We start from the raw sequence: 26,748 nt of genomic DNA on the forward strand, positions 1-26,748 counted from the left end.
ACTTCCTGCGCAGAAGACGGGAGGGCTGCGAGCCGATCGCCGCTTTCCGCCGACCGCCCGCGAGCCGGTCCGGGCCCATGAGCCCCCTCCCGGCCCGCTGGCGTACGCCCGGGCCCTCCGGGCCGGCCTCAGCGGGGGCCGAGGAGGGTGAGGGCGGCCGGGGGCCGGGTGGGGCGGAGGGCGGTGAGGCGGGTGGTGGAGCCGTGGAGGGTGTCGGGGGTGAGGGCGCGGGGCGGCGGGGCGTCGGGGGCGAGCGTGAGCGGGGGCTGGGCGGCGGCGGCGAGGAGGAAGTTCTGGGCGTCGTCCGGCGGGCCCGGGCGGCAGGTGGCGGTGGCGCTGCCCGGGACGGCGTACGGGGCGGTCCGCAGGCCCGCCGTCCGCAGGCCGGACTCGATCTGCCAGAGGCCGTCCAGGTCGCTCCCGGCGCGGACCGCGATCCGGCCGCCGGGCGAGAGCAGCCGGGTGGCGAGGCCGTAGAACTCCTGGGAGTGGAACTTGACCGGCCCGCCGTCGGCCGGTGCCGGGAGGTCGGCGAGCACCACGTCGTACGGCCCGTCCCCGCCGGAGGCGCCCGCGCCGCGCAGCCAGGCCATCGGGTCGGCCGCGGTGGTGCGGACCCTGGGGTCGTCCAGTGACCGGCCGCCGAGGGCGGCGAGCCCGGGGTCGGTGCGGGCGAGCCGGGGGAGGGCGGGGTCGGCGTCGACCAGCCGGACGGTGCGGACGCCCCGGTGCCGCAGCACCTCCCGCAGGGCGAGCCCGTCGCCGCCGCCGAGCAGCAGGACCCGGGCGTCCGGGCCGGCCGCCATGGCGGGGTGGACCAGGCCCTCGCTGCCCCGGTACTCGTCGGGCCCGCAGACGGCGAGCCGGCCGTTCAGGTAGAGCCGGAGCGGGCCCTCGGCGGGGCCGGTGAGCACGATCTCCTGGTACCGGCTGCGGGTCGCGTAACGGACCTGGTCGCCGTACAGGGCGTGCCGGGCGGCTCGCTCGATGGCGTCGGAACCGGCCGCGGCCGCCGCGAGCACGGCGAGGACCAGCAGGCAGCCGCCCCAGAGCAGCCGTCGTATCCGGCGGGCGGGTTCCTCGCGGAACAGCCAGAGCACCAGGGCCGCCCCGGCGACGGCGTTGACCGCGCCGGTCAGCAGCGCGCCGTCGCCCGGTCCGAGGGCGGGCAGGATCAGGAACGGGAAGGCGAGGCCGCCGATCAGCGCGCCCACGTAGTCGGCGGCGAACAGATCGGCGACGGCCCGCCCGGCGTCCTCGCGCCGGATGCGCTGGATGAGGGTCATCAGCAGCGGGATCTCGGCGCCGATCAGGATGCCGATCAGGCAGGTGAGGCCGACCATGGCGGCCTGGTAGCGGCCGATCCAGGCCCAGCAGGAGTAGAGCGCGAGGACGGAGAGCCCGCCGGTGAGCGCTAGCGCGCACTCGACCAGGGCGAAGGCGGTGGCGGGCCGGCTGGTGAACCGCTTGGCGAGCAGCGAGCCGAGGCCCATCGCGAACACCATGACGGAGAGCACGACGGAGGTCTGGGTGACCGTGTCCCCGAGCACGTAGTCGCCGAGCGCCACGAGTTCGAGCTCGTACACGAGTCCGCAGGCCGCGCAGACGAACGCGGCCAGCAGGACGGTCAGACGGGCGAGCCGGGGGCGGGAGCGCAGCCGGGACCGACGGCGGGCGGGCAGGAGTGGGGCGAGGGCTCGCCCGGGCCGGGGTGGGGTGCCGTCGTCGAGGTCCACTCGCGGGCGTGCGGGCGGACCGGCCGGATGGTTGATCACGAACAAACGCTAGGGGACGTGAGGGACGGATGGCTGCGCCCATCCGACGGACAGTGAGCGACATCGGATTGACGAACCGTTCCTGCGTGCGATTCGTAGGTCTGCGTCTGGCGGCCTCCGGCCGGATCGGTGTTCCGGTCCGGGCTTCGGGCGGTCATGCCCCGGACACCACCAGCGAGGAGCGGGTGCACACCAGCTGCCCCTCCTGCGGGTAGGCGTGCCAGGTGCGCCAGAGGAGCCGGTCCGGGCCGCCCTGGGTGACCAGCGCGGTGAAGGCGCTCGGGTCGCCCGGGAAGACCCCGGCGAGGCCCCGCGGGTGCCCCTCGACCAGGGCCAGCAGCTCCTGGGCGCGGGCCGCGAAGTCGTGCGGGGGCAGCACCTCGATCCGGGCGGCGAACTCGTACTCCCAGCCGCCGACCTGCTTGGCCACCCGGGCGGGCAGCGGGGTGCGGCGGCCGGGCAGGCAGGCGACGGTCTCCAGACAGCGGCCGGGGCCCGCGTCGATCACGACCTGGTGGGAGGCGCCCAGCAGGCGCAGCTGGAGGGTTCCGGACGTGCCCGGGCGGCCGCCTCCGTCGAGTCTCAGGTCGCGGACGGCGAGAGCGGGCAACGGTTCGCCGCCGAGGCACCAGGCGAGGTCACCGGCCCGGGTGTCCGTGTAGGAGGTCTGCAGTGTGGTGAGCATGCTCGGCTCCGCGTTTCAGCTCCGTGCGCGCCCGCCGAGCAGCAGCGAGTAGGCCTAGGCGATGGCGAGGCTGTTCGTGGCTGTGCGGCCCTGGGCGCGGCCGACCGTGGAAGGAAGGATTCCGGCTGGAGATTCAGCAGCAGAGAAGCACGAATACGCCGGGTCCGCCGGTGATTTACCCAACTTTGTCAAGCATTCACCGCTTCGAGCGCACCTGCTTCCCGACTCTGATCGAGTGCATGGACGACTTTGCACAGTGCGCGTCCCTAGCACCGGATTGCGCGCCGTGCGCGCCGGGTGTGCGCTGTCCGCGTGCATCACATATCGCCGCCCTCCAGGCGCGGGGCGTGGAGGGCGGCGGGGGAGTGCCGCGAGGGTCGGCCGGAATGCCTCGGTGGCAGTGAACCGGCAAGCCGATCAAGGAAGTTGAGGATCCATCAGAACTGGTGTCGGGCCGCGGACATCTCTGTTCGAAGGGCGTGAAAGGGGGCGCGCGGCCCATCGCGGGCGCCGCAGACGGGTGGTGGACTCTTGGGGGATCTCGCCCTTTTGCAGAAAGTGAAGCAGGCCAGGCTACATCGGCGGCTGAACGCAACCGCACAGGAGAGATCGAGTGGAACGGGGTGCATTCCGAAGGGGTGGACAGCCTGGGAGATTCCCGGCCGGCATGAGGAGGAACGGCTTCGCGACGTGCTGATTCGCCGATTGTGTCGAGCGAAGGAGTTCTGTCCTCCGGGCCGGTTCTGCACGTCGTGCAGAACCGGCCTCTGTCCCCGGAGCAGTGGTACGGCCTGACGTACGTGGCGTTCCCTGACCACCAGGAGCTGACGGTCTGTCTCGCCCAGGTCTACGCCTGCCTGTTCGACGGCTTCGAGGCCATGCCGCCGGCCCCGCGGTAGCCGCCCGTCAGAGCCGCCGCAAGCGGGTGACAGCCTCCTGGAGGACCTCGTCCTGCTTGCAGAAGGTGAAGCGGACGAGGCTCCGTCCGGCGTCCACGTCGTCGTAGAACACCGCGTTCGGGATGGCGACGACGCCGCAACGCCCGGGCAGGGTACGGCAGAAGTCGATGCCGTCTTTTTCGCCGAGCGGGGTGATGTCGGTGGTGACGAAGTACGTGCCCTCGGGGGTGAAGGCCCGGAAGCCGGCCGCGGTGAGGCCGTCCAGCAGCAGGTCGCGCTTGCGCAGCAGGTCGGCGCGGAGGGTGTCGAAGTACGTGTCGGGCAGCCGCAGGGCCTCGGCCACGGCGTACTGGAAGGGGCCGGCGCTGACGTACGTCAGGTACTGCTTGGCGGTGCGTACCGCCGAGACCAGCTCCGGGCTCGCGGTGACCCAGCCGACCTTCCAGCCGGTGAAGGAGAAGGTCTTGCCGGCGGAGGAGATGGTGACGGTGCGCTCGCGCATGCCGGGCAGGGTGGCGATCGGGTGGTGGGTGGCGCCGAAGACGAGGTGCTCGTAGACCTCGTCGGTGACGACCAGCAGGTCGTGCTCGACGGCGAGCGCGGCGATGGTGGCGAGCTCGTCGGCGGTGAGGACGGTGCCGGTGGGGTTGTGCGGGGTGTTGATCAGCAGCAGCCGGGTGCGCGGGGTGATCAGCGAGCGCAGTTCGTCCGGGTCGGGGCGGAAGGACGGGGCCCGCAGGGTGAGCGGGACCCGGGTGGCCCCGGCCATGGCGATGCAGGCGGCGTAGGAGTCGTAGAACGGCTCGAAGGCGATCACCTCGTCGCCGGGCTCAAGAAGTGCCAGCAGGGCCGCCGCGATCGCCTCGGTGGCGCCGGCGGTGACCAGTACCTCGGTGTCCGGGTCGTACGAGAGGCCGTAGAAGTGCCGCTGGTGCTCGGCGATGGCGGTGCGCAGCTCGGGGATGCCGGGGCCGGGCGGGTACTGGTTGCCGCGGCCCTCGCGCAGGGCCCGTACGGCCGCCTCGCGGACCTCCTCGGGGCCGTCGGTGTCCGGGAAGCCCTGGCCGAGGTTGATCGAGCCGGTGGCGGTGGCCAGGGCGGACATCTCGGCGAAGATCGTCGTGCCCATCTTGGCCAGTCGGCGGTTCAGCAGCGGCCTGGTACCCATCGGTGGCTCCTCACGGCTCGTCGTCAGGGGCCATCCTGGGACAGCCGGGGGCCGGGGACAAGAACGGCCCGCCACCGGCGCGGAGGCGGTGGCGGGCCGGACCGGAGTGCCGGGACGGGATCAGGCCTCGTCGGTGCCCTCGTCGCTCTCGCCGTCCTCGCCCTCGATCTCGTTCTGGAGGCCGAGGCGCTCGACGATCCACTGCTCGAAGCCGACCGCGGCCTGGGTCCAGTTGGCGGTGGTGGTGACGAAGTAGTCCAGGTTGACGCCGGTGCCGACGATCATCTGGGCCTCGCCGATCAGGCGGACCACGCCGTCCTCGTGGGTGTGGGTGTAGACCTTGGGCCAGAGGGTCTCGCGGTTCCACTCGTCGATCAGGTCGAGGATCTCGCCCTTCTTCTCCAGCGGGTACGCGCGGTCGTAGAAGGCGCGCACGGCGAAGAGCTCCTTCTGCTCGCCGCGGAACATGTAGTAGACGCGGAAGCCCTCCCAGGGGGCGGTGAGGTCGCCCTCCTCGTCCACGACGTGCTTGAGCTGCATCTGGTCCAGCAGCTGGGTGACCAGGCCCTGGTCCGGGACGATGATCGGCGGTGGGCCGGCCGGCCGCCCGCCCTGGCCGCCGGGCTGGCCGCCCTGGGGGACGCCGAAGGACGGGATGGACGACGGGTCGATGCTCATGGGGGTCCTCTTCCTCAGTGCACGTGGTGGCCGGCAATGAGAGGCCGCCCTTTCCACCTCCCATCCTGCCTCATTCGGGGCTCCGCTCACAGGGGCACCGAGGGGTGCGTCGATCTTCGTCGGGCGTTCTTCCCGGCGTCGTCGGCGCCCTTCGGCGGCGGGTGGAACGGGCGGCGGTCACGGAGGGTGTGCGGGGTGGGGTGCGGGCCGCCCGGAGGAGGGCGCGTGAGCCACGTCACGCGCCGGGCGCGCGGGGTTTGCCTGCCGTACCGACCGGATGCGGTTAGCGTGCGACGGTACTCGCTTCGATCAAGTCCCGGGCCGGCCGGGAGAGTTGAGCGGTCCTGAGGTGGACTGTCCGGAATTGAGGGGGGAGCAGGAGTGGGTGGAGCGGCGACGGGGGACGGCGCATCGCTCGGGGTGCTGCTGCGGAGCATCCGGCTGGACCGGGGGATGACGCAGGAGCAGCTGGGCGAGGCGGCCGGGCTGAGCGTGCGGTCGATCCGCGACCTGGAGCGGGGGGTGTCCTGTCCACGGGTGTCCACGCTCCGGCTGCTGACCCAGACCTGGGACCTGCCGGACGCCCAGGTGGCCGAACTGCACCGGCTGGTGCGCAGCCGGCGGGGCCGGACGCGGCGGCTGCTGCGGCAGGCGGCGGCCGAGTGACGGTGCCCGGTGCGGGCCGCGGGTGCGGCACGGGCCGCCCCCGGCCGCCGGAGCGGAGGGAGCGGCCCGTGCGCCGGACGCCCGGCGGCGCTACTTCTCCAGCGGCCCCCGGCCGCGGACGGTGAGGCGGTCGCCCGCCTCGTCCCGCTCGACCAGGACGGTGTCCCCGTCGTGCACCGCGCCGGACAGGATCGCCCGGGCCAGCTGGTCGCCGATCGCGGACTGCACCAGTCGGCGCAGCGGGCGGGCGCCGTACGCCGGGTCGTAGCCGGTGAGCGCCAGCCAGTCGCGGGCGGCCTCGGAGACCTCCAGGGTGAGCCGCCGCTCCTGCAGCCGCTCGCCCAGTCGGGCCACCTGGAGGTCGACGATCCGGCTCAGCTCGCCGGTGCCCAGCGGCTCGAAGACCACGATGTCGTCCAGCCGGTTGAGGAACTCCGGCTTGAACGCGGACCGGACGGTGCCCAGCACCAGCTCCCGCTTCTCCGCCTCCGGGGTGGCCGGGTCGACCAGGTACTGACTGCCGAGGTTGGAGGTGAGGATCAGGATGGCGTTGCGGAAGTCCACCGTGCGGCCCTGGCCGTCGGTGAGCCGCCCGTCGTCCAGCACCTGGAGCAGGACGTCGAAGACCTCCGGGTGCGCCTTCTCCACCTCGTCCAGCAGCACGACGCTGTACGGGCGGCGGCGGACCGCCTCGGTGAGCTGGCCGCCCTCCTCGTATCCGACGTACCCGGGCGGGGCGCCGACCAGGCGGGAGACCGAGTGCTTCTCGCCGTACTCGCTCATGTCGATCCGGACCATCGCCCGCTCGTCGTCGAACAGGAAGTCGGCCAGGGCCTTGGCGAGTTCGGTCTTGCCGACGCCGGTCGGGCCGAGGAAGAGGAAGGAGCCGGTCGGGCGGTCCGGGTCGGCGATTCCGGAGCGGGTGCGCCGCACCGCGTCCGAGACGGCCTGAACGGCCTCCGCCTGGCCGATCAGGCGCCTGCCCAACTCCTCCTCCATGCGCAGGAGTTTGGCGCTCTCGCCCTCCAGCAGCCGGCCCGCCGGGATGCCCGTCCAGGAGGCGACCACGTCGGCCACGTCGTCCGGGCCGACCTCCTCCTTGACCATCGAGGCGGAGGCGTCCTGGTCTGCGGCACGCTCCTGGGCGTCGGTGAGTTCCTTCTCGGCGGCCGGGATCTCCGCGTACATCAGCTTGGACGCCCGCTCGAAGTCCCCGTCGCGCTGGGCGCGTTCGAGCGCGCCGTGCAGGTCGTCCAGCCGCTCCTTGAGCTCGCCGACCCGGTTGAGGCTCTTCTTCTCCTGCTCCCAGCGCGCCGTCAGCACGCTCAACTGCTCGTTCCTGTCGGCGAGGTCGCGCCGCAGCCGGGCCAGCCGGTCCACCGAGGCAGGGTCCGACTCCTTCTCCAGGGCCAGCTCCTCCATCCGCAACCGGTCCACGGAGCGCTGGAGTTCGTCGATCTCGACCGGGGAGGAGTCGATCTCCATCCGCAGCCGGGAGGCCGCCTCGTCGACCAGGTCGATCGCCTTGTCGGGCAGGAAGCGGGAGGTGATGTAGCGGTTGGACAGAGTGGCCGCGGCGACCAGCGCGGCGTCCGAGATCTGTACCTTGTGGTGCGCCTCGTACCGGCCCTTGAGGCCGCGCAGGATGGCGATCGAGTCCTCCACGCTGGGCTCGCCGACCAGCACCTGCTGGAAGCGGCGCTCCAGGGCCGGGTCCTTCTCGATCCGCTCGCGGTACTCGTCCAGCGTGGTGGCGCCGACCATCCGCAGCTCGCCGCGGGCCAGCATCGGCTTGAGCATGTTGCCCGCGTCCATCGCGGAGTCGCCGCCGGCGCCCGCGCCGACCATGGTGTGCAGCTCGTCGATGAAGGTGACGACCTGGCCGTCGGAGGCCTTGATGTCGTTCAGGACGGCCTTCAGCCGCTCCTCGAACTCGCCGCGGAACTTGGCGCCCGCGACCATCGCGCCGAGGTCCAGCGCGACCAGCCGCTTGCCGCGCAGCGACTCCGGCACGTCGCCGGCCACGATGCGCTGGGCCAGGCCCTCGACCACGGCGGTCTTGCCCACGCCGGGCTCGCCGATCAGCACCGGGTTGTTCTTGGTCCGGCGGGAGAGCACCTGGACCACCCGGCGGATCTCGTGGTCGCGGCCGATCACCGGGTCGAGCTTGCCGTCCCGGGCGGCCTGGGTGAGGTCGGTGCCGTACTTCTCCAGCGCCTTGTAGGTGCCCTCCGGATCCGGTGAGGTGACCCGGCCGCTGCCCCGGACGTCCTTGAACGCGGCGAGCAGCGCCTTCGGCGTGGCGCCCTGGTGCACCAGCAGCTCGGCCACCTGGCCGCCCTCGGCGGCCAGGCCGACCATCAGGTGCTCGGTGGAGACGTACTGGTCGTCCAGGTCGTCGGCGCGCTTGCCGGCCTGGGTGAGCACCGCGATGGTGTCCCGGGCGAGCTGCGGCGCGGCGACCGTCGAGCCCATCGCGCTGGGCAGCGCGGCCGCCTGGCGGCGGGCCTCGGTGTCGACCCGGGCGACATCGGCCCCGACCGCTTCCAGCAGGGGCCGGGCGATGCCCTCGGGCTGCTCCAGCAGGGCGATCAGGATGTGCACCGGCCTGACGTCCGGGTTGCCGGCCGTGCCCGCCTGCCGGATCGCGGCGGACAGGGCGTCCTGCGTCTTGGTGGTGAACTTGCTGGCGTCCACTGCTGGGGGGTCCTCCCTCGTCGTCTTTCACTGCTGCTGCGTACAGCGCCGCGTACCCGCTGTCGCGCATCGCCGCACTGCTACGTACAGCATGCACTAAGTTGAGTCTATTCCACTCAACCTTTTTCGGGCTCGGCTTCTGCCCGACTTCTCGGTGAACGCGCGACGGACTGCCGGGTCAGCCCCAGCAGCTCCCGGGCCGGCCCGCCCGGCCGCTGCCCGGCCGGCCACACCGCGCGCAGCGGCCGCCGCAGGTCCAGCTCCTTCACCAGCGGCACCTCGACCAGCCGCCGGGTGGCCAGTTCCTCCATCACCGCCAGCTCGCTCAGGCAGACCGGCCCCGCCCCGGTCATCGCCGCCGCCTTCAGCGCGGTGGACGAGGCCAGCTCCATCCGGGGCCGCGCCGCGCCCCCGTACGGCCGCAGGGCCGTCTCCAGCACCTCCCGGGTGCCCGAGCCGGGCTCGCGCAGCACCAGCGGGGTGGCCGCCAGCTCGGCTCCGGTCAGCGGGGCGCGGCGGCGCGCCCACGGGTGGCCGGGCGCCACCACGACCACCAGCCGGTCCGCCGCCACCACCGCGCCGGCCAGGCCGGGCGGGGTGGACGAGCCCTCGATGAAGCCGAGGTCGGCGTCCCCGGCCAGGACGTGCCCGGCGACCTCCGCCGAGTTCGCCGTCCGCAGTGTCACCGCCGTCCCCGGGCTGGCCTCGGACAGGCCCAGCAGCCAGCCGGGCATCAGGTACTCGGCGACGGTCAGGCTGGCCACCACCCGCAGCTTGGCGTCCCGCCGCTCGCGCAGCGCGTCGATCCCGGCGTCCAGTGCCTGCGCCGCCTCCACCACCTGCCGGGCCCACTCGACCACCAGCCGGCCGGCCTCGGTCGGCCGGCTGCCCGTGGGCGAGCGGTCCAGCAGGGGGAGGCCGATCTGCCGCTCCATGCCCTTGATCCGGGCGCTGGCGGTCGGCTGGCTGACGCCCAGCTCGGCCGCCGCCCTGCCGACGCTGCCCAGCCGGGCCACCGCGAGCAGCAGTTCCAGGGCGCCGAGTTCGGGGACGTGCGAGGAGAGGGCCATAGGTTCAGGCTATGCCCCCATAGAAGTCCGGGCGCTACCGGCCGCCGGTCTTCCGGGCGACGGTGGGGGTATGTCCACTCTGGCCGGTATCCGTCCCCTCGCCCGCCCCGCCGTCCGCCCCCGGCTCGACCTCGCCCAGCTCGGCCCCAACTGGTACGCCGCCGTGATGGGCACCGCGATCCTGGCGAACGGCGCCGCCGTCCTGCCGGTGCGGCTGCCCGGGCTGACCGGCTTCGGCGAGGTGATGTGGGCGCTCGCGCTGGCCGCCCTGCTGGTGCTGGCCGGGGCCCGGCTGGTCCACCTCACCCGGCACCGCGAGGCGGCCCGCGCCCAGCTGCTGGACAACCCGGCCACCGCGGTCTTCTACGGCTGCCCGCCGATGGCGTTGCTGGCGGTCGGGCTGGGCACCCTGCTGCTCGGCTCCCGGGTCATCGGCACCGGCCCGGCGGTCGCCCTGGACGCGGTGCTGTGGAGCCTCGGCACCCTGTACGCGCTGGCCGTGGCCGGCGGCATCCCGTACCTGATGATCACCCGGCACCCGGTCTCCGCTCTGGAGGCCAACCCGACCTGGCTGCTGCCGGTGGTCGCCCCGCTGGTCGCCTCCGCCTGCGGCCCGGCGCTCGTCCCGCACCTGCCGGCCGGGACGGCGCAGCAGGCCATGCTGTACGGCTGCTGGGCGCTGTTCGGGGTCGGTCTGCTGGCCACCCTGGTGCTGCTGCCGGTGGTGTTCACCGGGCTGTTCCACAGCAAGCTGCCCGCCCTGGCGCTCACCCCCTCGCTGTTCCTGGTGCTCGGCCCGCTCGGCCAGTCCGTCACCGCGGTCCACCAGCTCGCCGATGCCGCCCGCCCGGTGCTGCCCGCGCTGGCGCCCGCCATGGTCGACCTCGCCGAGCTGTACGGCGTGGCGGTGATCGGCGTCGCGATGCTCTGGCTGGCCGTCGCGCTCACCGCCAACCTGCGCGCCCGGCGGGCCGGGATGCCGTTCGCGATGACCTGGTGGGCGTACACCTTCCCGGTCGGCACCTGCGTCACCGGTGCCTCGGCGCTCGCCCGGCACACCGGCTTCGGGGGCTTCAGCGGGCTGGCCGTCGGCCTGTACCTGCTGCTGGCGTTCGCCTGGGTGCTCGCCGCGAGCGGTACCGCGGCCGGGCTGGCGCGGGGGCGGCTGCTCGCCCGCTGAGGCCGCGGCGGCGCGTCCGTCCCCGCGCGCGGACGCGCAGCTCAGGAGCACGCCGCGGATGCAGGAACGTGCACGGCTGGGATGACGGTGCACGGCCAACCAGCAGGGGTGCCGGGCAGCGCCGACACCCCTTGCGGGCCCGGGCCCTGACCGGAATCCGCCCCACCGTCCGATCCGCCGCATCCGCGCCGGCCTGCAGATAACTGCAATTGCGCGAACATGCACTCGGGCGGCACTTGTTCACCGGCCGTCACGCTGTGAGGGTGGAGACACGCCAAGTCGTCCAGGCACCGCAGCCTGATGGTGGCGACTCGCTCTTCGAAACTGACCGCAGGCGCGACACCCCGCGCCCACGGAACGGGGGGGAAGAGCGCCGGCCGGTGCCATGTGTGGTGATGGCCTCCGAGCCGGACCCGTCGAGGCGTTGCTGCTCCGCCTCGACGGGAGCGCCCTGGCATTGGCGTACCGATGGCGGCCCCCGGACGACCCGGCGTGCGACGGCACCCGGACCCGGGGGCCCGCCGTCCCGCCCGGTACCGTGACCGCCTGACTCATGATCACGCCGTACCGGCCCACCGGTACCGTGAGCCCGCCCGGCCCACCGGTGCCGCGACTCGCGCGGCGGGGAGCGCGGGCAGCACCAGGGGAGAGGCATCCGGCAGGGAGAGTGCGACGTGACGGCGGAACCGGCGGTCACGCCGCACCACGGGCCCGTGGGCGAGGAGCCCGACGAGGCCGCCCGGCAGCTGTACCTGGCCATCATCGCCGAGGGCGGCCGCGTCCCCACCGGCGAGGTCGCGGACGCCGACCGGGGCGCGCTCCAACAGCTCATCGACATCGGCCTGTTGATGGTCAACCCGATGGACCGCTGCTACACCGCGGTCAGTCCGCGCTCGGTCAGCGACCGCCTGGGCGCCGAACTGCGCAGCGAGGCCACCCGGCTGCTGGTCCGCGCGGAGAACCTCCCGGGCGCCCTGGACAGCCTCACCCGGGCCTACGACGCGATGCCCCGCCCGACCGGCCGGGCCGGCGGCGCCGTCCACGTCGAGGGGCACGTCCACATCCGCCAGCGGATCTCCCAGCTGGTCTCCGACTGCCGCTCCGAGGTCCTCACCGCACAGCCGGGCCACCGGCCCGCCGACACCCTCCAGGTCGCCCTCCTCCAGGACGTCCAGCTGCTCCAGCGCGGCTGCTCGCTGCGCACCATCTACCAGCCGGTCGCCCTCGCCGACCCGCCCGCCCTCGCCTACGCCGAGGAGGTCACCCGGCACGGCTCGCTCATCCGCGTGCTCGACGAGCCCTTCCAGCGGCTGATCGTCTTCGACCGGTCCGTCGCCGTGATCTCCGCCAACGACGACAACAGCACCGCCGCCTTCATCACCGACCCGGCCACCATCACCTACCTGGTCGGCACCTTCGAACGCGACTGGGCACGCGCCGACACCGCCGAGGCCGCCGCCGTCGGCCAGGCGCCCACCCGCACCATCGCCGACCGCGTCGGCCGGCTGCTCGCCCGCGGCCTCACCCAGCGCGCCGTCGCCACCCGGCTGGGCCTGAGCGAACGCACCGTCGCCGCCCACATCTCCCGGCTGCGCGACCGCTACGGCGCGCAGACCCTCTTCCAGCTCGGCTGGCTGATGCGAGGCGCCCGCGATGACCGATGAGCCCGGCCCGGCCGAGCGGGCCCTCTACCTCGCCGCCGTCCGGAACGGCGGCCGGCTGCGCCCCGAGGACCTCGCCCCCGGCGACCGCCCCGCCCTGGCCGCCCTCGTGGCCCGCGGCCTGCTCACCCCCACCGCCACCGGCTGGACCGCCGCCGGCCCGCGCGCCCTCGGCGACCGGCTCGGCCTCGAACTGCGCACCCGCGCCATCCGCCTGCTGCAGCACGCCGAACGGCTCCCGGGCACCCTCGGGCCGCTGGCCCGCGCCTACGACGCGGCCCGCCACCCGGGCTCCCCGCCCGTCGACCTCGGGGCCGCCGGGCCAGGGGCCGTCGGTTCCGGGGCCGGCACCGTAGACGACACCGCCGAGGTCCGCAGGCGGGTCAGCCAGCTCGTCTCGGAGTGCCGGGAGGAGGTCCTGGCCGCCCAGCCCGGACCGCGTCCGCTCGAAGGCCTGCGGATGGCCCTCGCCCAGGACCTCTCACTGCTCCGCCGAGGCTGCTCGCTGCGCACCGTCTACCAGCCCGTCACCCTCGCCGACCCCGCGGTGCGGGACCAGGTCGCCCTGCGCACCGGACAGGGCGCCCAGGTTCGGGTCCTCGCCGAACCGTACGAGCGGGTGCTGGTCTTCGATCGCGCGGTGGCCGTCATCCCCGCCGCCGAGGACCGCAGCCGGGCCGTCTTCCTCACCGACCCCACCACCGTCGCCTACCTGGTCGCCCAGTTCGAACGCGACTGGGCCCGTGCCGCTCCCGCCGGGCGACACCTCGACCCGCCGTCCGTCACCACCGTGCGGATCGGCCGGCTGCTCGCCCGCGGCCTCACCCAACGGGCCGTCGCCACCCGGCTGGGCGTGAGCGAACGCACCGTCGCCGCCCACATCTCCCGGCTGCGCGACCGCTACGGCGCCCACACCCTCTTCCACCTCGGCTGGCAGCTCCGGGGAGAACGCCATGACTGACACCCCCGCCACCCGGCTCTCCGCCACGCTCCAGGACGCCGCCGCCCGTGCCCTCCACCCCGCCGTCCTGCGCGAGGGCGGCCGGGTCCGGGCGGCCGAGGTCGGTGCGGAGGACGAGCCGGCGCTCCGGCAACCGGTGGACCTCGGGCTGCTGGTACCGCAGTTGCAGGACGCGGCGTACAGGGCCTGGGCGAGCGGACGGTGGCCGGTCAGATCGCCCGGCTGCGGGAGCCGTACGACGCGGAGACGCTGTTCCGGTCGGGCCGGCGGATGAGGGAATTCCGGACGGGGGAGTCCGGTGGGTAGCCGCGGCTCAGCCGGTGGCGGCGCCGGTCGGCCAGTAGCCGGGGACCGGGGGCTGCTGCCGGGGGACGTTGAACTGCTCGCCGGGGGCGGTCCAGAAGCCCTCGCGCAGGGAGAGCGCCATGCCGGCCCAGTCCAGCGCGGTCTCGACCGTGTGGTTGAGGGCCTCCTGCGACCAGGTGTCGTCGAAGACCAGCGGCAGGACGGGGGCGACCTGCTCGATGGTGGCGATCAGCGGGTTGTGGGTGATGGCCTCGTCGACCAGGAGGACGATCGGCTTGCGCAGCGCCGACGCCCAGCCGAGCTCCAGGCTCACGCCGGCCGAGAGCGGGGCCCCGACGTAGGCGAACACGAGGTCGGCGGACTGGAGGGCGCGGAAGTCGGAGGGGACGCGGGGCTCCGGCGCGCGACCGGAGATGGTCCAGGCGTCGCTGTGGTGCGCGCTGTACACGGCGGCACCGCTGCGGAGCAGGGTGGTGCGGAGCGTCGTCAGCCGCGTCCGGCTGGCGAGGGTCACCACGCTGTCGGCCGGCCCGGTCAGTCGCATCAGCGGGGCGGCCAGGAACACACGTGCACGCCGACCCTCAGGGGCCTGGCTGTCGTGGTGACGCAGGTAGGGCTCGGTCATGTCGACTCCGGGGAAAGGCCGACCGGGTTAGGAAGTGGTGCCGGCAGGCGTTGAGAGTGGTTGCTTCTTCAAGTTGTCCGGTGCCCTGCTATGGTCAAATTGACAGTACAGCAACAGAATTGGCGGTTGATGCTGGACTATCGGGGGCGAACTGATCGTCCATCGGTGGCCCCTGCCCCGTCCAGGGCTTCCCGGTGTCATGTGACTGCCTGGCAGGGAGATGACGCGTTCGTGGGTGTGCAGGTATTGGCAGGCTCGTACACCCTGCGGCAACATGTGGTCGGTAAGTTTGCCGTGATGCTGCGTTCGAAGCAGATGACAGAAGGGGTGGGTATGTCTCACTTGTGCCGTTTCGTCCGTAAGGCGGTTCTGCCTCTGGTTGTCGGCGCGGCTGCACTGCTGGGCGGATGCCTCGCGACCGACCAGGTGCATGGCGCGCCCGATTCCTCGGCCGTTGCCTCCGTCGCCGTGCTCGACGACATCAGCTGGGGCTAGTCGCGCGTCGGGCGGATCCGAACCCGGGGCCGCCTGTCGAGCGGCTTCGGCCGCAGCCCATGGATTCGTATACGGAGTGTCTGGGCGTGTCCCGACCCGGCACAGGCTGACGCTACTGGTGCGAGCCGGCCCTACGGCCGTTTCCCGCCGGCGGATTCGGCCTGCGCGAGCGCGTACCCGAGTTGGAACAAGGAGTCCACACCGTGCTCCTCGCGCATCTCGGCGATGTGGCGTGCCAGGGTGCGTTCGCTGATTCCCAGGCGTCTCGCGATGACTCTGTGGTTGGTTCCCGCCAGCAACAGATCGATGATCGTCTGGCGAAGCCGTGAGACCACCTGCTGGGGGACGGCGCGGTCCCCGTCGAAGTCCAGCGCGCGACTCCAGCTCGGTTCGAACACCTGCTCGGCGAGATAGCTCGCCACGGCCGGTTCGTGGATGAACGCCGCCATGTTCAAGTCGTGCGCCACCGGGATGACGGCGATTTTCCGGTCTATGACGATGAGGCGGGTATAGGGCTCGTCGAGGGTCCTGTACTGCCCGCCGGCTTTGGCCAGGCGCGCCACGTAGTCCCGAGTGGGCTGGTGGTAGCGCGTGCTGGCGTGGTAGATCGTCCGTATCTCTGTGCCGTTGCCCAGCATGGCGAGGTCCCGGTCGATCACCGAAGCCAATAGTTCGGGAGGTCTCGGTCCCCCCGGTTGAAGCGCCAGGGCTTCTTTTGTGCCCGCGTCGGCGTACTGCTGCATCTTCTGATTTATCAGCACTTTTCCATGGACATACTCGATTGAGCCGCCACCCTGCCCGGGGGTGTGGAACTCCTGGGCAAGTTCGCTCAATTCGGCGGGCAGTGCGACGGACCGGGAAAGAAGGTCGAGCGCCTGCCGCTGCCATGCGTTGCTGAGGCTCTCCGAGAGCTGGGTCGGGTCGATGGCAACCAGGTGGTCCGTTCCATCGAGGTCCGGGACCAGAAGTCCTATTCGGATCAATTCGTCCTGCGGGCCCGACTCCTCCGGGGCTGCGGCGACCTGTGGCGTGCGGCCACCGGCGCTGACGATTCGCAAGAAGAGCGCACGGGCTTCCGCCGAGAGTATCGGTGCCCCACTCGCGATGGGGCCGAGTTGAGCTCGTCCACTCATGTCGGCTCCTTGCCGTTGACCCAAACCCGCCGGGACCCGTTCCCTCAGATCCTAGGGCGCGTGACCATTGCTGACGATGAGATCGCCGCTCCTCCTGAGCCGGGCCGATCGCCGGATCGACACTCTCTCACCGCACGGCGGCCGCCGGCACCCCCCGAGAGGAGGGGCCGGCGGCCGGTGGAGTGGTCCCGTCAGCGCTTGGGGCGCCAGACGACCAGGGCGCTGGACTGGGGGGTGGGGGGCTGGTAGGGGACGAGGTCGCGGCGGTAGGAGGCGTGGACGGCGGCCTCCCGCTGCCGGAGGGCGGTGGCGGCGCCCTCCAGGGAGTCGACCAGTTCCGCGACGCGGGACTGGAGGGCGGTGACCTGGTTCTCCAGCTCGATGATCCGCTTGATGCCCGCCAGGTTGATGCCCTCGTCCTGGGAGAGCCGCTGGACCTCGCGCAGCTGCTGGATGTCGCGCGCGGAGTAGCGGCGGCCGCGGCCGGCGGTGCGGTCGGGGCAGACCAGACCGAGGCGGTCGTACTGACGCAGGGTCTGCGGGTGCAGGCCGGACAGTTCGGCGGCCACGGAGATGACGTACACCGGGGTGTCCTCGGTGAGGACGTACTGCGGTGGGGCCGCGGCGGCCCGGCGGGTGCGGCGGGGGCCGGCGCCGGGCAGGCCCTCGCCGACGCCGGGGCCGATCGGGGTGTCGGGGTCGATCGGGTTCATCGGGGACATCTGGTCGTCACGCTCCCTTCGCCGCCCGGAAGAGGGCGGCTCGCGGATCGTCGGAGGCGGTGGCCTCGCGGTACTGCTCCAGGGCGTTCAGCGCGTCACCGGTGACGTGCTGGGGCACCACGACCTCGACGGTGACGAGGAGGTCGCCGCGGGTGCCGTCCTTGCGGGTGGCACCCTTGCCGCGGGCGCGCATGGTGAGGCCGTTGGCGCTGCCCGGGGGGAGCTTGAGCTTCACGGACGGACCGTTCAGCGTGGGCACCTCGATGGTGGCGCCGAGCGCCGCCTCGGGGAAGGCGACCGGGACGGTGACGGTGAGGTTGTCGCCCTTGCGCCCGAAGACCGGGTGCGGGTCGACGTGCACGGTGACGTAGAGGTCGCCGGGCTGCCCGCCGCGCTCGCCCTGGGCGCCCTTGCCCTTGAGCCGGATGCGCTGGTCGGCCTGGACGCCGGCCGGTATCCGGACCTGCATGGTGCGGGCCGAGCTGGCTCGGCCGCTGCCGTGGCAGTCGGGGCAGGGGTCGTCGACGATCATTCCCCGGCCGCGGCAGTCCTTGCACGGCTCGGAGAGCGCGAAGGCGCCCTGGCCGCGGCTGACGGTGCCCGCGCCGACGCAGGTCGGACAGACCCGCGGCGTGGTGCCGGACTTGGCGCCGGTGCCGTTGCAACCGCGGCAGGGGGCCTGGCTGGTCATCCGCAGCGGGACGGTCGCGCCGTCCACCGCCTCCTCGAAGGAGAGCGTCACCTCGGTCTCGACGTCGGCGCCGCGCCGGGGCTGGGCCTGCCGGGTGCCGCCGCGGTTGAAGAGGCCACCGAAGACGTCGCCGATGCCGCCGCCACCGCTGCCGCCCTGGCTGCCGCTGAAGAGGTCGCCGAAGTCGAAGCTGTAGCTGCCGGTGCCGCCGGGGCCGCCGCCGGCCCGGAAGCCGCCGTTGGCGAAGAGGCTGCGGGCCTCGTCGTACTCCTTGCGGCGCTTCTCGTCGGAGAGGACGTCGTACGCCTCGGAGATGTCCTTGAACCGCTCCTCGGCCTTGGAGTCACCCTTGTTGGCGTCGGGGTGGAACTCGCGCGCGAGCTTGCGGTAGGTCTTCTTGATCTCGGTGGCGGTGGCGTCCTTGGGCACGCCGAGGACCTTGTAGTAGTCCTTCTCCACGTAGTCCTTACCGCTCATGCGTCCACCTCGCTGCGCGCGGCAGCCGCTGAGCGGTACACGCGCCCCTCAACGGTTCTCCCCCAGCCTTCGGCAGGGGGGACCCCCATGCTGCGCTCGCTCACGGCTTCCGCCACCTCCCGAGTCCATCGTCACTGTGCTGTCAACAGCAACTGAAAGAAGAGCCGTTGACAGCGCGCTGCGGAGCCGGCCGCCGTACTGGCCGGCGTACGACTCCGCAGCGCACTGGTTGTCAGCTGTCACAGGTTGTCAGCTGTCCGAGCCACCGTCGGACTTGTCCGTGTCGGCGGACTTCGCCTCGGCGTCCGAGGAGGACGCCTGGCTGCCGGGCTGGGGCTCCGCGACGGCCACCATCGCCGGGCGGATGATCCGCTCGCCGATGCGGTAGCCGGGCTGGAGGATCTGCACGCAGGTGTCCTCGGTGACGTCCGAGGAGTAGCTGTGCATCAGCGCCTCGTGCATGGTCGGGTCGAAGGGCTCGCCCTCCTTGCCGAACTGCTGGAGGCCCAGCTTGGCGACGACCGTCTCCAGCGACTCGGCGACGGACTTGAAGCCGCCCGTGACCTCGCCGTGCTCGCGGGCGCGGCCGATGTCGTCCAGGACCGGGATCAGCGACTCCAGGATGTTGGAGACGGCGATCTCGCGGACGGTCAGCCGGTCGCGCTCGACCCGCTTGCGGTAGTTCTGGTACTCGGCCTGGAGGCGCTGGAGGTCACCGGTGCGCTCGGCGAGCTCGCGCTTGGCGGTGGCGAGGTCCTCCGAACCGGACTCGCCGGCACCGGCCGCGGCGGCCTCCTCGGCAGCCTTGATCACGGCCTCCTCGGCGGCGGAGTCGTCGCCGGGCTTGCCGCCCTGCGGCTTGTCCGTCATGCCGCACCGCCCTTGGGCTTCTCGTCGTCCACGATCTCGGCGTCGACGACGTCGTCGTCCTTGGCCTGGGCGGAGTCCCCGGAGGCGGCGGCACCGGCGGGGGCGTCGGCGTTGGCGTACAGCGCCTGGCCGAGCTTCTGCGCGGTGGTGGAGACCTTCTCCGAGGCCTCGCGGATCTTCGCGATGTCCTCGCCCTTCAGGGCCTCCTTGAGCTCGCCGATGGCGGTCTCGACCTCGGTCTTGACGTCGCCCGGCAGCTTGTCGGCGTTGTCGGCGATGAACTTCTCGGTCGAGTAGACGAGCTGCTCGGCGGAGTTGCGGGTCTCCACGGCCTCGCGGCGCTTGTGGTCGTCCTCGGCGTACTGCTCGGCCTCGCGGCGCATGCGGTCGACCTCGTCCTTCGGCAGCGAGGAGCCGCCGGTGACGGTCATCTTCTGCTCCTTGCCGGTGCCGAGGTCCTTGGCACCGACGTGCATGATGCCGTTGGCGTCGATGTCGAAGGTGACCTCGATCTGCGGCAGGCCGCGCGGCGCCGGCGGCAGGCCGGTCAGCTCGAACATGCCGAGCTTCTTGTTGTACGCGGCGATCTCGCGCTCGCCCTGGTAGACCTGGATCTGCACGGACGGCTGGTTGTCCTCGGCCGTGGTGAAGATCTCGGAACGCTTGGTCGGGATCGTGGTGTTGCGCTCGATCAGCTTGGTCATGATGCCGCCCTTGGTCTCGATGCCGAGGGACAGCGGGGTGACGTCCAGGAGCAGGACGTCCTTGACCTCGCCCTTGAGGACACCGGCCTGGAGCGCGGCGCCGATGGCGACGACCTCGTCCGGGTTGACGCCCTTGTTGGCGTCCTGGCCGCCGGTCAGCTCCTTGACGAGCTCGGCGACGGCGGGCATGCGGGTCGAGCCACCGACCAGGACGACGTGGTCGATCTCGGAGAGCGAGATGCCGGCGTCCTTGATCACGTTGTGGAACGGGACCTTGCAGCGCTCCAGCAGGTCCGCGGTCAGCTGCTGGAACTGGGCGCGGGTGAGCTTCTCGTCCAGGTGCAGCGGGCCCTCGGCGGAGGCCGTGATGTAGGGCAGGTTGATCGAGGTCTCGGAGGACGAGGACAGCTCGATCTTCGCCTTCTCGGCAGCCTCGCGCAGACGCTGCAGGGCCATCTTGTCCTTGGACAGGTCGACGCCGTGGCCGGACTGGAAGACCTTGACCAGGTGGTCGACGACGCGCTGGTCCCAGTCGTCGCCGCCGAGGTGGTTGTCACCGTTGGTGGCCTTCACCTCGACGACCCCGTCGCCGATCTCCAGCAGGGAGACGTCGAAGGTGCCGCCGCCGAGGTCGAAGACCAGGATGGTCTGGTCGTCCTTGTCCAGGCCGTAGGCCAGGGCGGCCGCGGTGGGCTCGTTGACGATGCGCAGGACGTTGAGGCCCGCGATCTCACCGGCCTCCTTGGTGGCCTGGCGCTCCGAGTCGTTGAAGTACGCCGGGACGGTGATGACGGCGTCGGTGACGGTCTCGCCCAGGTAGGCCTCGGCGTCCCGCTTGAGCTTCTGCAGCACGAAGGCCGAGATCTGCTGGGGGTTGAAGTCCTTGCCGTCGATGTTGATCTTCCACCCGGTGCCCATGTGGCGCTTCACCGAGCGGATGGTGCGGTCGACGTTGGTGACCGCCTGGCGCTTGGCCACCTCGCCGACCAGGACCTCGCCGTTCTTGGCGAAGGCGACGACGGACGGCGTGGTCCGCGCGCCCTCGGCGTTCGTGATGACGGTGGGCTCGCCACCCTCCAGAACGCTGACGACCGAGTTCGTCGTACCGAGGTCGATGCCGACCGCGCGTGCCATCGTAGATACCTCCACGGAAGAGTTGAGCTTTACGGGCTCAAGGATGCACGACCCGGCGGGCGGCGTCAACAGGTATGAGTGCGAGCCGCTCAACTTTGCTGAGCTCGCCCGCTCCGGGTGGTCCGCCACGCCGGGTGGGGGTGCGCCCACGTGACTGCCGCCATAGGTTGGGAATCTTCTGGAGAACTGTTGTCCACCGGTAATGTCCGGGCCGTCGGCCCGGCAAGTTACCGACCAGTACACTCAATCCGAAGACCGTAGAACCGCAGAGCCTGCTCAACCGCAAAGCCGCAGGAGACGGAGAGCCGATGCAGCTAGCAGCGATCGTCATCTCGCTGGTCACATTCGTGATCGGCACCGCGCTCGCCGCCCGTGCGGCGCTGTACATCTACAAGGTGGTCCGCACCGGTGCGCCGGACTCCACCCGCTTCGGGCAGCCCGCCCAGCGGGTGAAGACCGTCGCGACCGAGTTCGTCGGCCACACCAGGATGAACCGCTGGGGGATCGTCGGCGTCGCCCACTGGTTCGTCGCGGTCGGCTTCTTCAGCCTGGTGCTGACCATCGTCAACGCCTTCGGCCAGCTCTTCGACGCCGACTTCGCGCTGCCGATCATCGGCCACTGGATGATCTGGCAGCTCTTCGTCGAGCTGATCGGCACCCTGACCACGCTGGGCATCCTGGTCCTGATCGTGATCCGGCTGATGAGCCTGCCGTCCAGGTCCGGCCGCAAGTCCCGGTTCGCCGGCTCGATCGCCTGGCAGGCCTTCTACGTCGAGTACACGATCCTCGGCATCGGCCTGTGCATCCTGATGCTGCGCGCCCTGGAGGGCGCCCTCAACGGCGTCGACTCGTACGGGCCGGAGCACCTGGTCTCGTACCCGCTGGTCTCCGCGTTCAGCGGCCTGTCGCACGGCACGCTGGAGAACCTGATCTACCTGTTCGCGATGCTGAAGATCTGCATCTCGTTCGCGTGGGCGACCACCATCGGCCTCAACCCCTCGATGGGCGTGGCCTGGCACCGCTTCCTCGGCTTCTTCAACATCTACTTCAAGCGTGAGGAGGACGGCGGCACCGCGCTCGGCGCCCTCCGTCCGATGACCAGCAACGGTCAGCCGATCGACTTCGAGGACCCGGCCGAGGACGCCGTCTTCGGCGTCTCCCAGGTCGAGCACTTCTCCTGGAAGGGCATCCTCGACTTCTCCACCTGCACCGAGTGCGGCCGCTGCCAGTCGCAGTGCCCGGCCTGGAACACCGGCAAGCCGCTCTCCCCGAAGCTGCTGATCATGAGCCTGCGCGAGCACGCCTACGGCAAGGCGCCGTACCTGCTGGCCGGCGGCGGCAAGGACGCGGAGGGCGAGGAGAAGGCCACCTCCGAGCAGCTCAAGGACGTCCCGGCGGCCGCCCTGGCCGAGGCCGAGCGCCCGCTGATCGGCACCGTCGAGGAGAACGGCGTCATCGACCCGGACGTGCTGTGGTCCTGCACCACCTGCGGCGCCTGCGTCGAGCAGTGCCCGGTGGACATCGAGCACATCGACCACATCGTGGACATGCGCCGCTACCAGGTGATGATCGAGTCCTCGTTCCCGACCGAGGCCGGGACGATGCTCAAGAACCTGGAGAACAAGGGCAACCCGTGGGGCATGGCCACCAAGGCGCGCCTGGACTGGGTCAAGGAGCTCAAGAAGGAGACCGGCATCGAGGTGCCGGTGATCGGTGAGGACATCGACCCCGCCGAGGTCGAGTACCTCTACTGGGTCGGCTGCGCCGGCGCCCTGGAGGACCGCGCCAAGAAGACCACCAAGGCCTTCGCCGAGCTGCTGCACACCGCGGGCGTGAAGTTCGCGATCCTCGGCAAGGAGGAGTCCTGTACCGGTGACTCCGCCCGCCGCCTGGGCAACGAGTTCCTGTTCCAGATGCTCGGTGCGCAGAACGTGGAGACGCTGAACGCGGCCCTGGAGGACGCCCCGGTCAAGCGGATCGTGGCCACCTGCCCGCACTGCTTCAACACCATCGCCAACGAGTACCCGCAGCTGGGCGGCCACTTCGAGGTCATCCACCACACCCAGCTGCTCCAGCACCTCATCGACGAGGGCAAGCTCGTCCCGGTCCACCCGGTCGAGGGCCTGATCACCTACCACGACCCCTGCTACCTGGGCCGCCACAACAAGGTCTACACGCCGCCGCGCGCGATCATGGACAAGGTCCCCGGCCTGCGCCAGCAGGAGATGCACCGGCACAAGGAGCGCGGCTTCTGCTGCGGCGCCGGCGGTGCCCGGATGTGGATGGAGGAGCGCATCGGCAAGCGGATCAACACCGAACGCGTGGACGAGGCGCTGTCGCTCAACCCGGACATCGTCTCCACCGCCTGCCCGTTCTGCCTGGTGATGCTCTCCGACTCGGTCAACGGCAAGAAGAACGAGGGCGCGGCCAAGGAGCACCTGAAGGTGGTCGACGTGGCCCAGCTGCTGCTCGACTCGGTGAAGGCCCTCCCGCCGGCCGAGAGCGAGGAGCAGCCCGCGACGGTGGACGCGTAGCGACCGCCGCAGAGCCCGCTGTTCGACAGTTCTGCTACAACTGCCCGGCCCGGTGGTCGCCGTCAACGCGACCGCCGGGCCTGGGCTTTCGGGTGGCTCGCACGGCCCGCTCCGGTACGGCCGGCGCACGGGGGCGTGGCGGCAATCGCACAGGTGCCGGACGGGTATTCGGTCGGAAGCAAATACAGTAGGCCCGGACCGGCCTCGTGCCGGTCGACCCGTTCCGGACGGAAGCCCCGGGCGGGTGGCGACCCGCGCCGGCCGGACGGGTCCAGACCGACGACGAGGTGTCGGCCCGCCGGGCCGGGCCGCAGAGACCACAAGGGGAACAGCGCAGACCATGACCGAGGCAATCATGCTGGTCGGTGGTAAGGGCACGCGACTGCGTCCGCTGACCACCCACACCCCCAAGCCGATGCTGCCGGTGGCAGGTGTCCCGTTCATCGCGCACCAGTTGGCCCGCGCGGCCGCCGCCGGCGTCACCCGCGTCGTGCTGGCCACCTCGTACCTGGCCGAGGTGTTCGAGGACCACTTCCAGGACGGCACGCCGTACGGCATCGAGCTGGTCTACCTGACCGAGCGCGAGCCGCTGGGCACCGGCGGAGCCATCCGCAACGCGGCCTCCGGCCTGACCTGCGGTCCGGACGAGCCGGTCCTGGTCTTCAACGGCGACATCCTCTCCGGCGTCGACATCGCCGCCCTGCGCGACGGCCACGTGGCCGCCGGGGCCGACGTCACCCTGCACCTGACCCGGGTCGAGGACCCGCGCGCCTTCGGCCTCGTCCCGACCGACGAGGACGGGCGGGTGCTGGAGTTCCTGGAGAAGCCGGAGACCCCGGAGCAGATCGTCACCGACCAGATCAACGCCGGCTGCTACGTCTTCACCCGGTCCGTGATCGACCGCATCCCGGCCGGCCGGGAGGTGTCCGTCGAGCGCGAGACCTTCCCCGAGCTGCTGGCCACCGGCGCGCTGCTGCGCGGCGTCGTCGACACCTCGTACTGGCTGGATCTGGGCACCCCGGCGGCCTTCGTCCGCGGCTCGGCCGACCTGGTGCTCGGCAAGGTCGACTCCCCGGCCGTCCCCGGCCCGACCGGCGATGCCCTGCTGCTGCCCGGTGCCACCGTCCACCCGGGCGCGGTGCTCAGCGGCGGCACCGTGGTCTCCGAGGACGCGGTGGTCGAGGCCGGCGCGATCGTCGAGGGCAGCGTGATCCTGCCGGGTGCGGTGATCGGCCCGGACGCCCTGGTCAAGGATTCGATCGTGGGCGCCTTCGCCACCGTCGGCGACCGTTCGGCGCTGGACGGCGCGGTGATCGGCGACGGCGCGATCGTGGAGTCGGACAACGAGCTGCCGAACGGCATCCGGATCGCCTGCGGCACCCTGCTGCCGGTCGGCGCCGTCCGCACCTCGGCCGGCCCGGGCGGCTGCCCGGCCGGCACCAGCGCGGCCGCGGCGGTGCACGGGCCGTCGATCGGCGCACAGCGCTAGGCCCTGGAGCCCTGGGGCCGGGGCCCCGTTCCGCGGGTTTTCGGCCCCGTTCGTCTCAGCCTCGCTGCAAACCGGCCCCGGCTCCGTCCGGGGCCGACGCGGGCCGGGCCGGACGGGTACCTTCGGACCGTGGCTGGTAATCGATACGACAGCGGTCAGGGCGCCGACCGTCCGCACGGCGGATGGTCGGCCCCTCCGCCGCCGCCCGGGGGGCACGGGGGGACGGACGGGCCGGAGTACTTCACGGCCCCGCACGCGGAGGTCCCCGGCGGGCCCGGCGGCACGCGCGGCGGCCCGGGGCACAGGGCGGGGGACGGATACGACCCGTACGAGGCGGACCGGCCCGGCAACACCCGGGCCTTCCCGGTCGGCGACCCCTACGCGGCCGGAGGTCCGTACGGGCAGCAGCCGCCGTACGGGCCCGCGCAGGGCTACGGTCCGGACCAGGGTTACGGCCCCGACCAGGGCTACGGCCCGGACCAGGGCTACGACCAGCAGCCGTACGGCCAGGACAACGTCGCCGTCTACCGGGCCGGCGGCCAGTCCGCCCCGCACGTCGCCGGGCCCCGGCCGCACTGGCGCGAGCTGTTCACCGGCCTGTTCCGCACCCCGACCGCGATCTTCGACCGCACCCGCGACCACCAGGTCTGGCTGCCCGCCCTCGCCGTCTCGCTGCTGTACGGCGCGCTCGCGGTGCTCGGCATCGGGCTGACCCACGACGACATCGTCAACTCGACCTTCACCGTGGCGCTGACCGGCATCCTCGCCGCCGCCATCGGCTTCACCGTGACCGGCGCGCTCTTCGGCGGGGTCACCTACGCGCTGGCCCGCCAGCTGGGCGGCGACGGCCCGTGGAAGTCCACCGTCGGCCTGGCCGCGCTGATCGGCTGGCTCACCGACGCGCCCCGGCTGCTGCTCGACCTGGTGCTGCCCTCCGGCAGCGCCGTCGTCCAGGTCGTCGGCTGGGCCACCTGGATGCTCTGCGCGTACCTGCTGACCAGCATGGTCCGGCGGCTGCACGACCTGCCCTGGGGCAAGGCCGCGGCCGCCTCGGCGGTGCAGCTGGTCGCGCTGCTGGTGCTGATCAAACTGCCGACGCTGGGCTGAGGGGTCCGACGGGCGGAGGGCAGAATGGGGGGCGGGCCACGGCCGAGCGCCGGGCCCGCCCCACCCTCGTCGTCCCACCTTCACCGGAGCCAGGCATGACCCTCCCCACCACCCACGTCAGCTTCCCGGCCGGGGCGGTGACCGGCGAGTCCCCGGTGCTCGCGGTGCACCCGCTGGCCGACGGCCGGTACGCCGTCGTCACCGAGGCGACCCCGTTCCACCCGCTCGACCACACCTGGCCCGACCAGCCGGCCGACCTCGGCACCCTGACCGTGGACGGCACCGAGCTGGCCGTGGTCGACTGCCTGACCGGCGCCGTCGGCCCGGAGGGCGGGGAGCTGCTGGTCGGCGCCGACATCCCGGTCCGGCGTGGTGACGAGGAGTGGTCCTGGCTGGTCCTGCACGTCCTCGACACCGACCCCGGCGACCTCGTCGGCCGCACCGTCGCGCTCGCCGTCGACGCCGAGCGCCGGGGCGCCCTCAGCGCCTCGCACAGCGGCTGCCACCTGCTCGCCCTCGCCCTGAACGCCGCGCTCGCCCCGCGCTGGCGCAAGGACCCGGGCCGCTCGGACGCCTTCGGCCACCCGGACTTCGACAGCCTCGCCATGGCGAGCTCGGTGATGGACACCGCGGCCAGCACTGACACCTACCGGCTCGGCAAGTCGCTGAAGAAGAAGGGCTTCACGGTGGACGCCACCGAGGAGTTCCCGGCCCTCGCCGACGCCCTGCCGGCCCTCACCGAGGCCGTCAACGCCCGGCTGGCCGCCTGGGTCGCCGCCGACGCCCCGGTCCGCATCGAGGTGCCCGGCCCCGAGCTCACGGCCCGCCGCCAGTGGCACTGCGAGCTTCCCGAGGGCGGCGCGCAGATCTTCTGCGGCGGCACCCACCTGCACCACCTCGGCGAGCTGGCCGAGCTGCGCACCGAACTGCGGCTGTCCGAGGACGGCACCGAGCTGGTCGCCGTCACCAGCCCCAAGCGGGCCTGAGAACGCCGCGGGCGGCCACCCCTCGCGGTGAGGGG

At 72.3% G+C, this 26,748-nt stretch carries 22 protein-coding genes and 1 pseudogene; 11 read left to right on the forward strand and 12 right to left on the reverse strand.

What is annotated here, in order from left to right; translation table 11 throughout:
• Positions 1–128 precede the first annotated feature (128 nt).
• The gene (locus ACFU7Y_RS12140; RefSeq protein ID WP_380767702.1) at positions 129–1,775 is read right to left on the reverse strand and encodes a polyamine aminopropyltransferase; all 1,647 of its coding nucleotides are present in this window, start codon (positions 1,773–1,775) and stop codon (positions 129–131) included.
• A gap of 154 nt (positions 1,776–1,929) precedes the next feature.
• On the reverse strand, positions 1,930–2,460 hold the full coding sequence (locus tag ACFU7Y_RS12145) for a DUF2617 family protein (protein ID WP_224284249.1): 531 nt from the start codon (positions 2,458–2,460) through the stop codon (positions 1,930–1,932).
• Positions 2,461–3,212: 752 nt separating this feature from the next.
• On the opposite strand from ACFU7Y_RS12145, the gene ACFU7Y_RS12150 reads away from it, so the two are divergent.
• A complete protein-coding gene (locus ACFU7Y_RS12150; RefSeq protein ID WP_380767704.1) occupies positions 3,213–3,359 on the forward strand; it encodes a hypothetical protein in 147 nt (48 codons plus the stop codon).
• Between the two features lie 7 nt (positions 3,360–3,366).
• On the opposite strand, the gene ACFU7Y_RS12155 is transcribed toward ACFU7Y_RS12150, so the two are convergent.
• Together ACFU7Y_RS12155 and ACFU7Y_RS12160 are read right to left on the reverse strand one after the other, a co-directional pair.
• Positions 3,367–4,527: a pyridoxal phosphate-dependent aminotransferase gene (locus ACFU7Y_RS12155; RefSeq protein WP_224284251.1), complete on the reverse strand. Its 1,161-nt coding sequence runs from the start codon at positions 4,525–4,527 to the stop codon at positions 3,367–3,369.
• Between the two features lie 120 nt (positions 4,528–4,647).
• The gene (locus tag ACFU7Y_RS12160; RefSeq protein ID WP_224284252.1) at positions 4,648–5,205 is read right to left on the reverse strand and encodes a YbjN domain-containing protein; all 558 of its coding nucleotides are present in this window, start codon (positions 5,203–5,205) and stop codon (positions 4,648–4,650) included.
• Positions 5,206–5,586: 381 nt separating this feature from the next.
• Here ACFU7Y_RS12160 and ACFU7Y_RS12165 point away from each other — a divergent pair, with 381 nt between their 5' ends.
• Entirely contained in the window at positions 5,587–5,871 is a 285-nt protein-coding gene (locus ACFU7Y_RS12165; RefSeq protein ID WP_224284253.1) for a helix-turn-helix domain-containing protein, read from the forward strand.
• Positions 5,872–5,961: 90 nt separating this feature from the next.
• Here ACFU7Y_RS12165 and clpB read toward each other — a convergent pair whose 3' ends face one another.
• Entirely contained in the window at positions 5,962–8,568 is a 2,607-nt protein-coding gene (clpB, locus tag ACFU7Y_RS12170; protein ID WP_224283668.1) for an ATP-dependent chaperone ClpB, read from the reverse strand.
• A gap of 116 nt (positions 8,569–8,684) precedes the next feature.
• Complete coding sequence (locus tag ACFU7Y_RS12175) at positions 8,685–9,638, reverse strand: LysR family transcriptional regulator (protein ID WP_224283669.1); 954 nt, start codon at positions 9,636–9,638, stop codon at positions 8,685–8,687.
• 70 nt (positions 9,639–9,708) lie between these two features.
• Here ACFU7Y_RS12175 and ACFU7Y_RS12180 point away from each other — a divergent pair, with 70 nt between their 5' ends.
• The 4 genes from ACFU7Y_RS12180 to ACFU7Y_RS12195 all read left to right on the forward strand — a co-directional run bounded on the left by ACFU7Y_RS12180 (position 9,709) and on the right by ACFU7Y_RS12195 (position 13,714).
• Positions 9,709–10,818 carry a TDT family transporter gene (locus ACFU7Y_RS12180; RefSeq protein WP_224283670.1) on the forward strand — a complete coding sequence of 370 codons (1,110 nt, stop codon included), beginning with the start codon at positions 9,709–9,711 and terminating at the stop codon, positions 10,816–10,818.
• A 674-nt stretch (positions 10,819–11,492) separates the two neighbouring features.
• The gene (locus ACFU7Y_RS12185) at positions 11,493–12,482 is read left to right on the forward strand and encodes a LuxR C-terminal-related transcriptional regulator (RefSeq protein WP_224283671.1); all 990 of its coding nucleotides are present in this window, start codon (positions 11,493–11,495) and stop codon (positions 12,480–12,482) included.
• Entirely contained in the window at positions 12,472–13,440 is a 969-nt protein-coding gene (locus ACFU7Y_RS12190; protein ID WP_380767707.1) for a LuxR C-terminal-related transcriptional regulator, read from the forward strand. Before ACFU7Y_RS12185 ends, ACFU7Y_RS12190 begins: the two co-directional genes overlap by 11 nt.
• A complete protein-coding gene (locus tag ACFU7Y_RS12195; protein ID WP_224281955.1) occupies positions 13,433–13,714 on the forward strand; it encodes a hypothetical protein in 282 nt (93 codons plus the stop codon). The genes ACFU7Y_RS12190 and ACFU7Y_RS12195 overlap by 8 nt, the downstream gene beginning before the upstream one ends.
• A gap of 39 nt (positions 13,715–13,753) precedes the next feature.
• On the opposite strand, the gene ACFU7Y_RS12200 is transcribed toward ACFU7Y_RS12195, so the two are convergent.
• On the reverse strand, positions 13,754–14,371 hold the full coding sequence (locus tag ACFU7Y_RS12200) for a hypothetical protein (RefSeq protein WP_051709310.1): 618 nt from the start codon (positions 14,369–14,371) through the stop codon (positions 13,754–13,756).
• A gap of 231 nt (positions 14,372–14,602) precedes the next feature.
• On the opposite strand from ACFU7Y_RS12200, the gene ACFU7Y_RS12205 reads away from it, so the two are divergent.
• On the forward strand, positions 14,603–14,866 hold the full coding sequence (locus ACFU7Y_RS12205; protein ID WP_224281953.1) for a hypothetical protein: 264 nt from the start codon (positions 14,603–14,605) through the stop codon (positions 14,864–14,866).
• 131 nt (positions 14,867–14,997) lie between these two features.
• On the opposite strand, the gene ACFU7Y_RS12210 is transcribed toward ACFU7Y_RS12205, so the two are convergent.
• From ACFU7Y_RS12210 to dnaK, 5 genes are all read right to left on the reverse strand, one after another.
• On the reverse strand, positions 14,998–15,999 hold the full coding sequence (locus ACFU7Y_RS12210) for a helix-turn-helix domain-containing protein (RefSeq protein ID WP_224281951.1): 1,002 nt from the start codon (positions 15,997–15,999) through the stop codon (positions 14,998–15,000).
• Positions 16,000–16,190: 191 nt separating this feature from the next.
• Positions 16,191–16,721 (reverse strand): heat shock protein transcriptional repressor HspR, encoded by a 531-nt coding sequence (locus ACFU7Y_RS12215; protein WP_224281949.1) that lies wholly within the window; start codon positions 16,719–16,721, stop codon positions 16,191–16,193.
• Between the two features lie 7 nt (positions 16,722–16,728).
• The gene (gene dnaJ, locus ACFU7Y_RS12220) at positions 16,729–17,889 is read right to left on the reverse strand and encodes a molecular chaperone DnaJ (RefSeq protein ID WP_224281947.1); all 1,161 of its coding nucleotides are present in this window, start codon (positions 17,887–17,889) and stop codon (positions 16,729–16,731) included.
• A 249-nt stretch (positions 17,890–18,138) separates the two neighbouring features.
• On the reverse strand, positions 18,139–18,759 hold the full coding sequence (grpE, locus tag ACFU7Y_RS12225) for a nucleotide exchange factor GrpE (RefSeq protein WP_224281946.1): 621 nt from the start codon (positions 18,757–18,759) through the stop codon (positions 18,139–18,141).
• On the reverse strand, positions 18,756–20,597 hold the full coding sequence (gene dnaK, locus ACFU7Y_RS12230) for a molecular chaperone DnaK (RefSeq protein ID WP_224281945.1): 1,842 nt from the start codon (positions 20,595–20,597) through the stop codon (positions 18,756–18,758). The genes grpE and dnaK overlap by 4 nt, the downstream gene beginning before the upstream one ends.
• A 308-nt stretch (positions 20,598–20,905) precedes the next feature.
• On the opposite strand from dnaK, the gene ACFU7Y_RS12235 reads away from it, so the two are divergent.
• The 4 genes and pseudogenes from ACFU7Y_RS12235 (at position 20,906) to ACFU7Y_RS12250 (ending at position 26,713) form a co-directional block, all read left to right on the forward strand.
• The gene (locus tag ACFU7Y_RS12235; RefSeq protein ID WP_380767711.1) at positions 20,906–23,131 is read left to right on the forward strand and encodes a heterodisulfide reductase-related iron-sulfur binding cluster; all 2,226 of its coding nucleotides are present in this window, start codon (positions 20,906–20,908) and stop codon (positions 23,129–23,131) included.
• Positions 23,132–23,471: 340 nt separating this feature from the next.
• A pseudogene (locus ACFU7Y_RS12240) lies at positions 23,472–24,545 on the forward strand (sugar phosphate nucleotidyltransferase); the annotation flags it as partial.
• A gap of 204 nt (positions 24,546–24,749) precedes the next feature.
• Positions 24,750–25,727, forward strand: coding sequence for a Yip1 family protein (locus tag ACFU7Y_RS12245; protein WP_380767712.1), 978 nt, complete (start codon positions 24,750–24,752; stop codon positions 25,725–25,727).
• A gap of 95 nt (positions 25,728–25,822) precedes the next feature.
• The gene (locus tag ACFU7Y_RS12250) at positions 25,823–26,713 is read left to right on the forward strand and encodes a metal-dependent hydrolase (protein WP_224281316.1); all 891 of its coding nucleotides are present in this window, start codon (positions 25,823–25,825) and stop codon (positions 26,711–26,713) included.
• Positions 26,714–26,748 lie beyond the last annotated feature (35 nt).

The sequence above is a fragment of the Kitasatospora sp. NPDC057542 genome (assembly GCF_042801945.1).
Taxonomy (GTDB): domain Bacteria; phylum Actinomycetota; class Actinomycetes; order Streptomycetales; family Streptomycetaceae; genus Kitasatospora.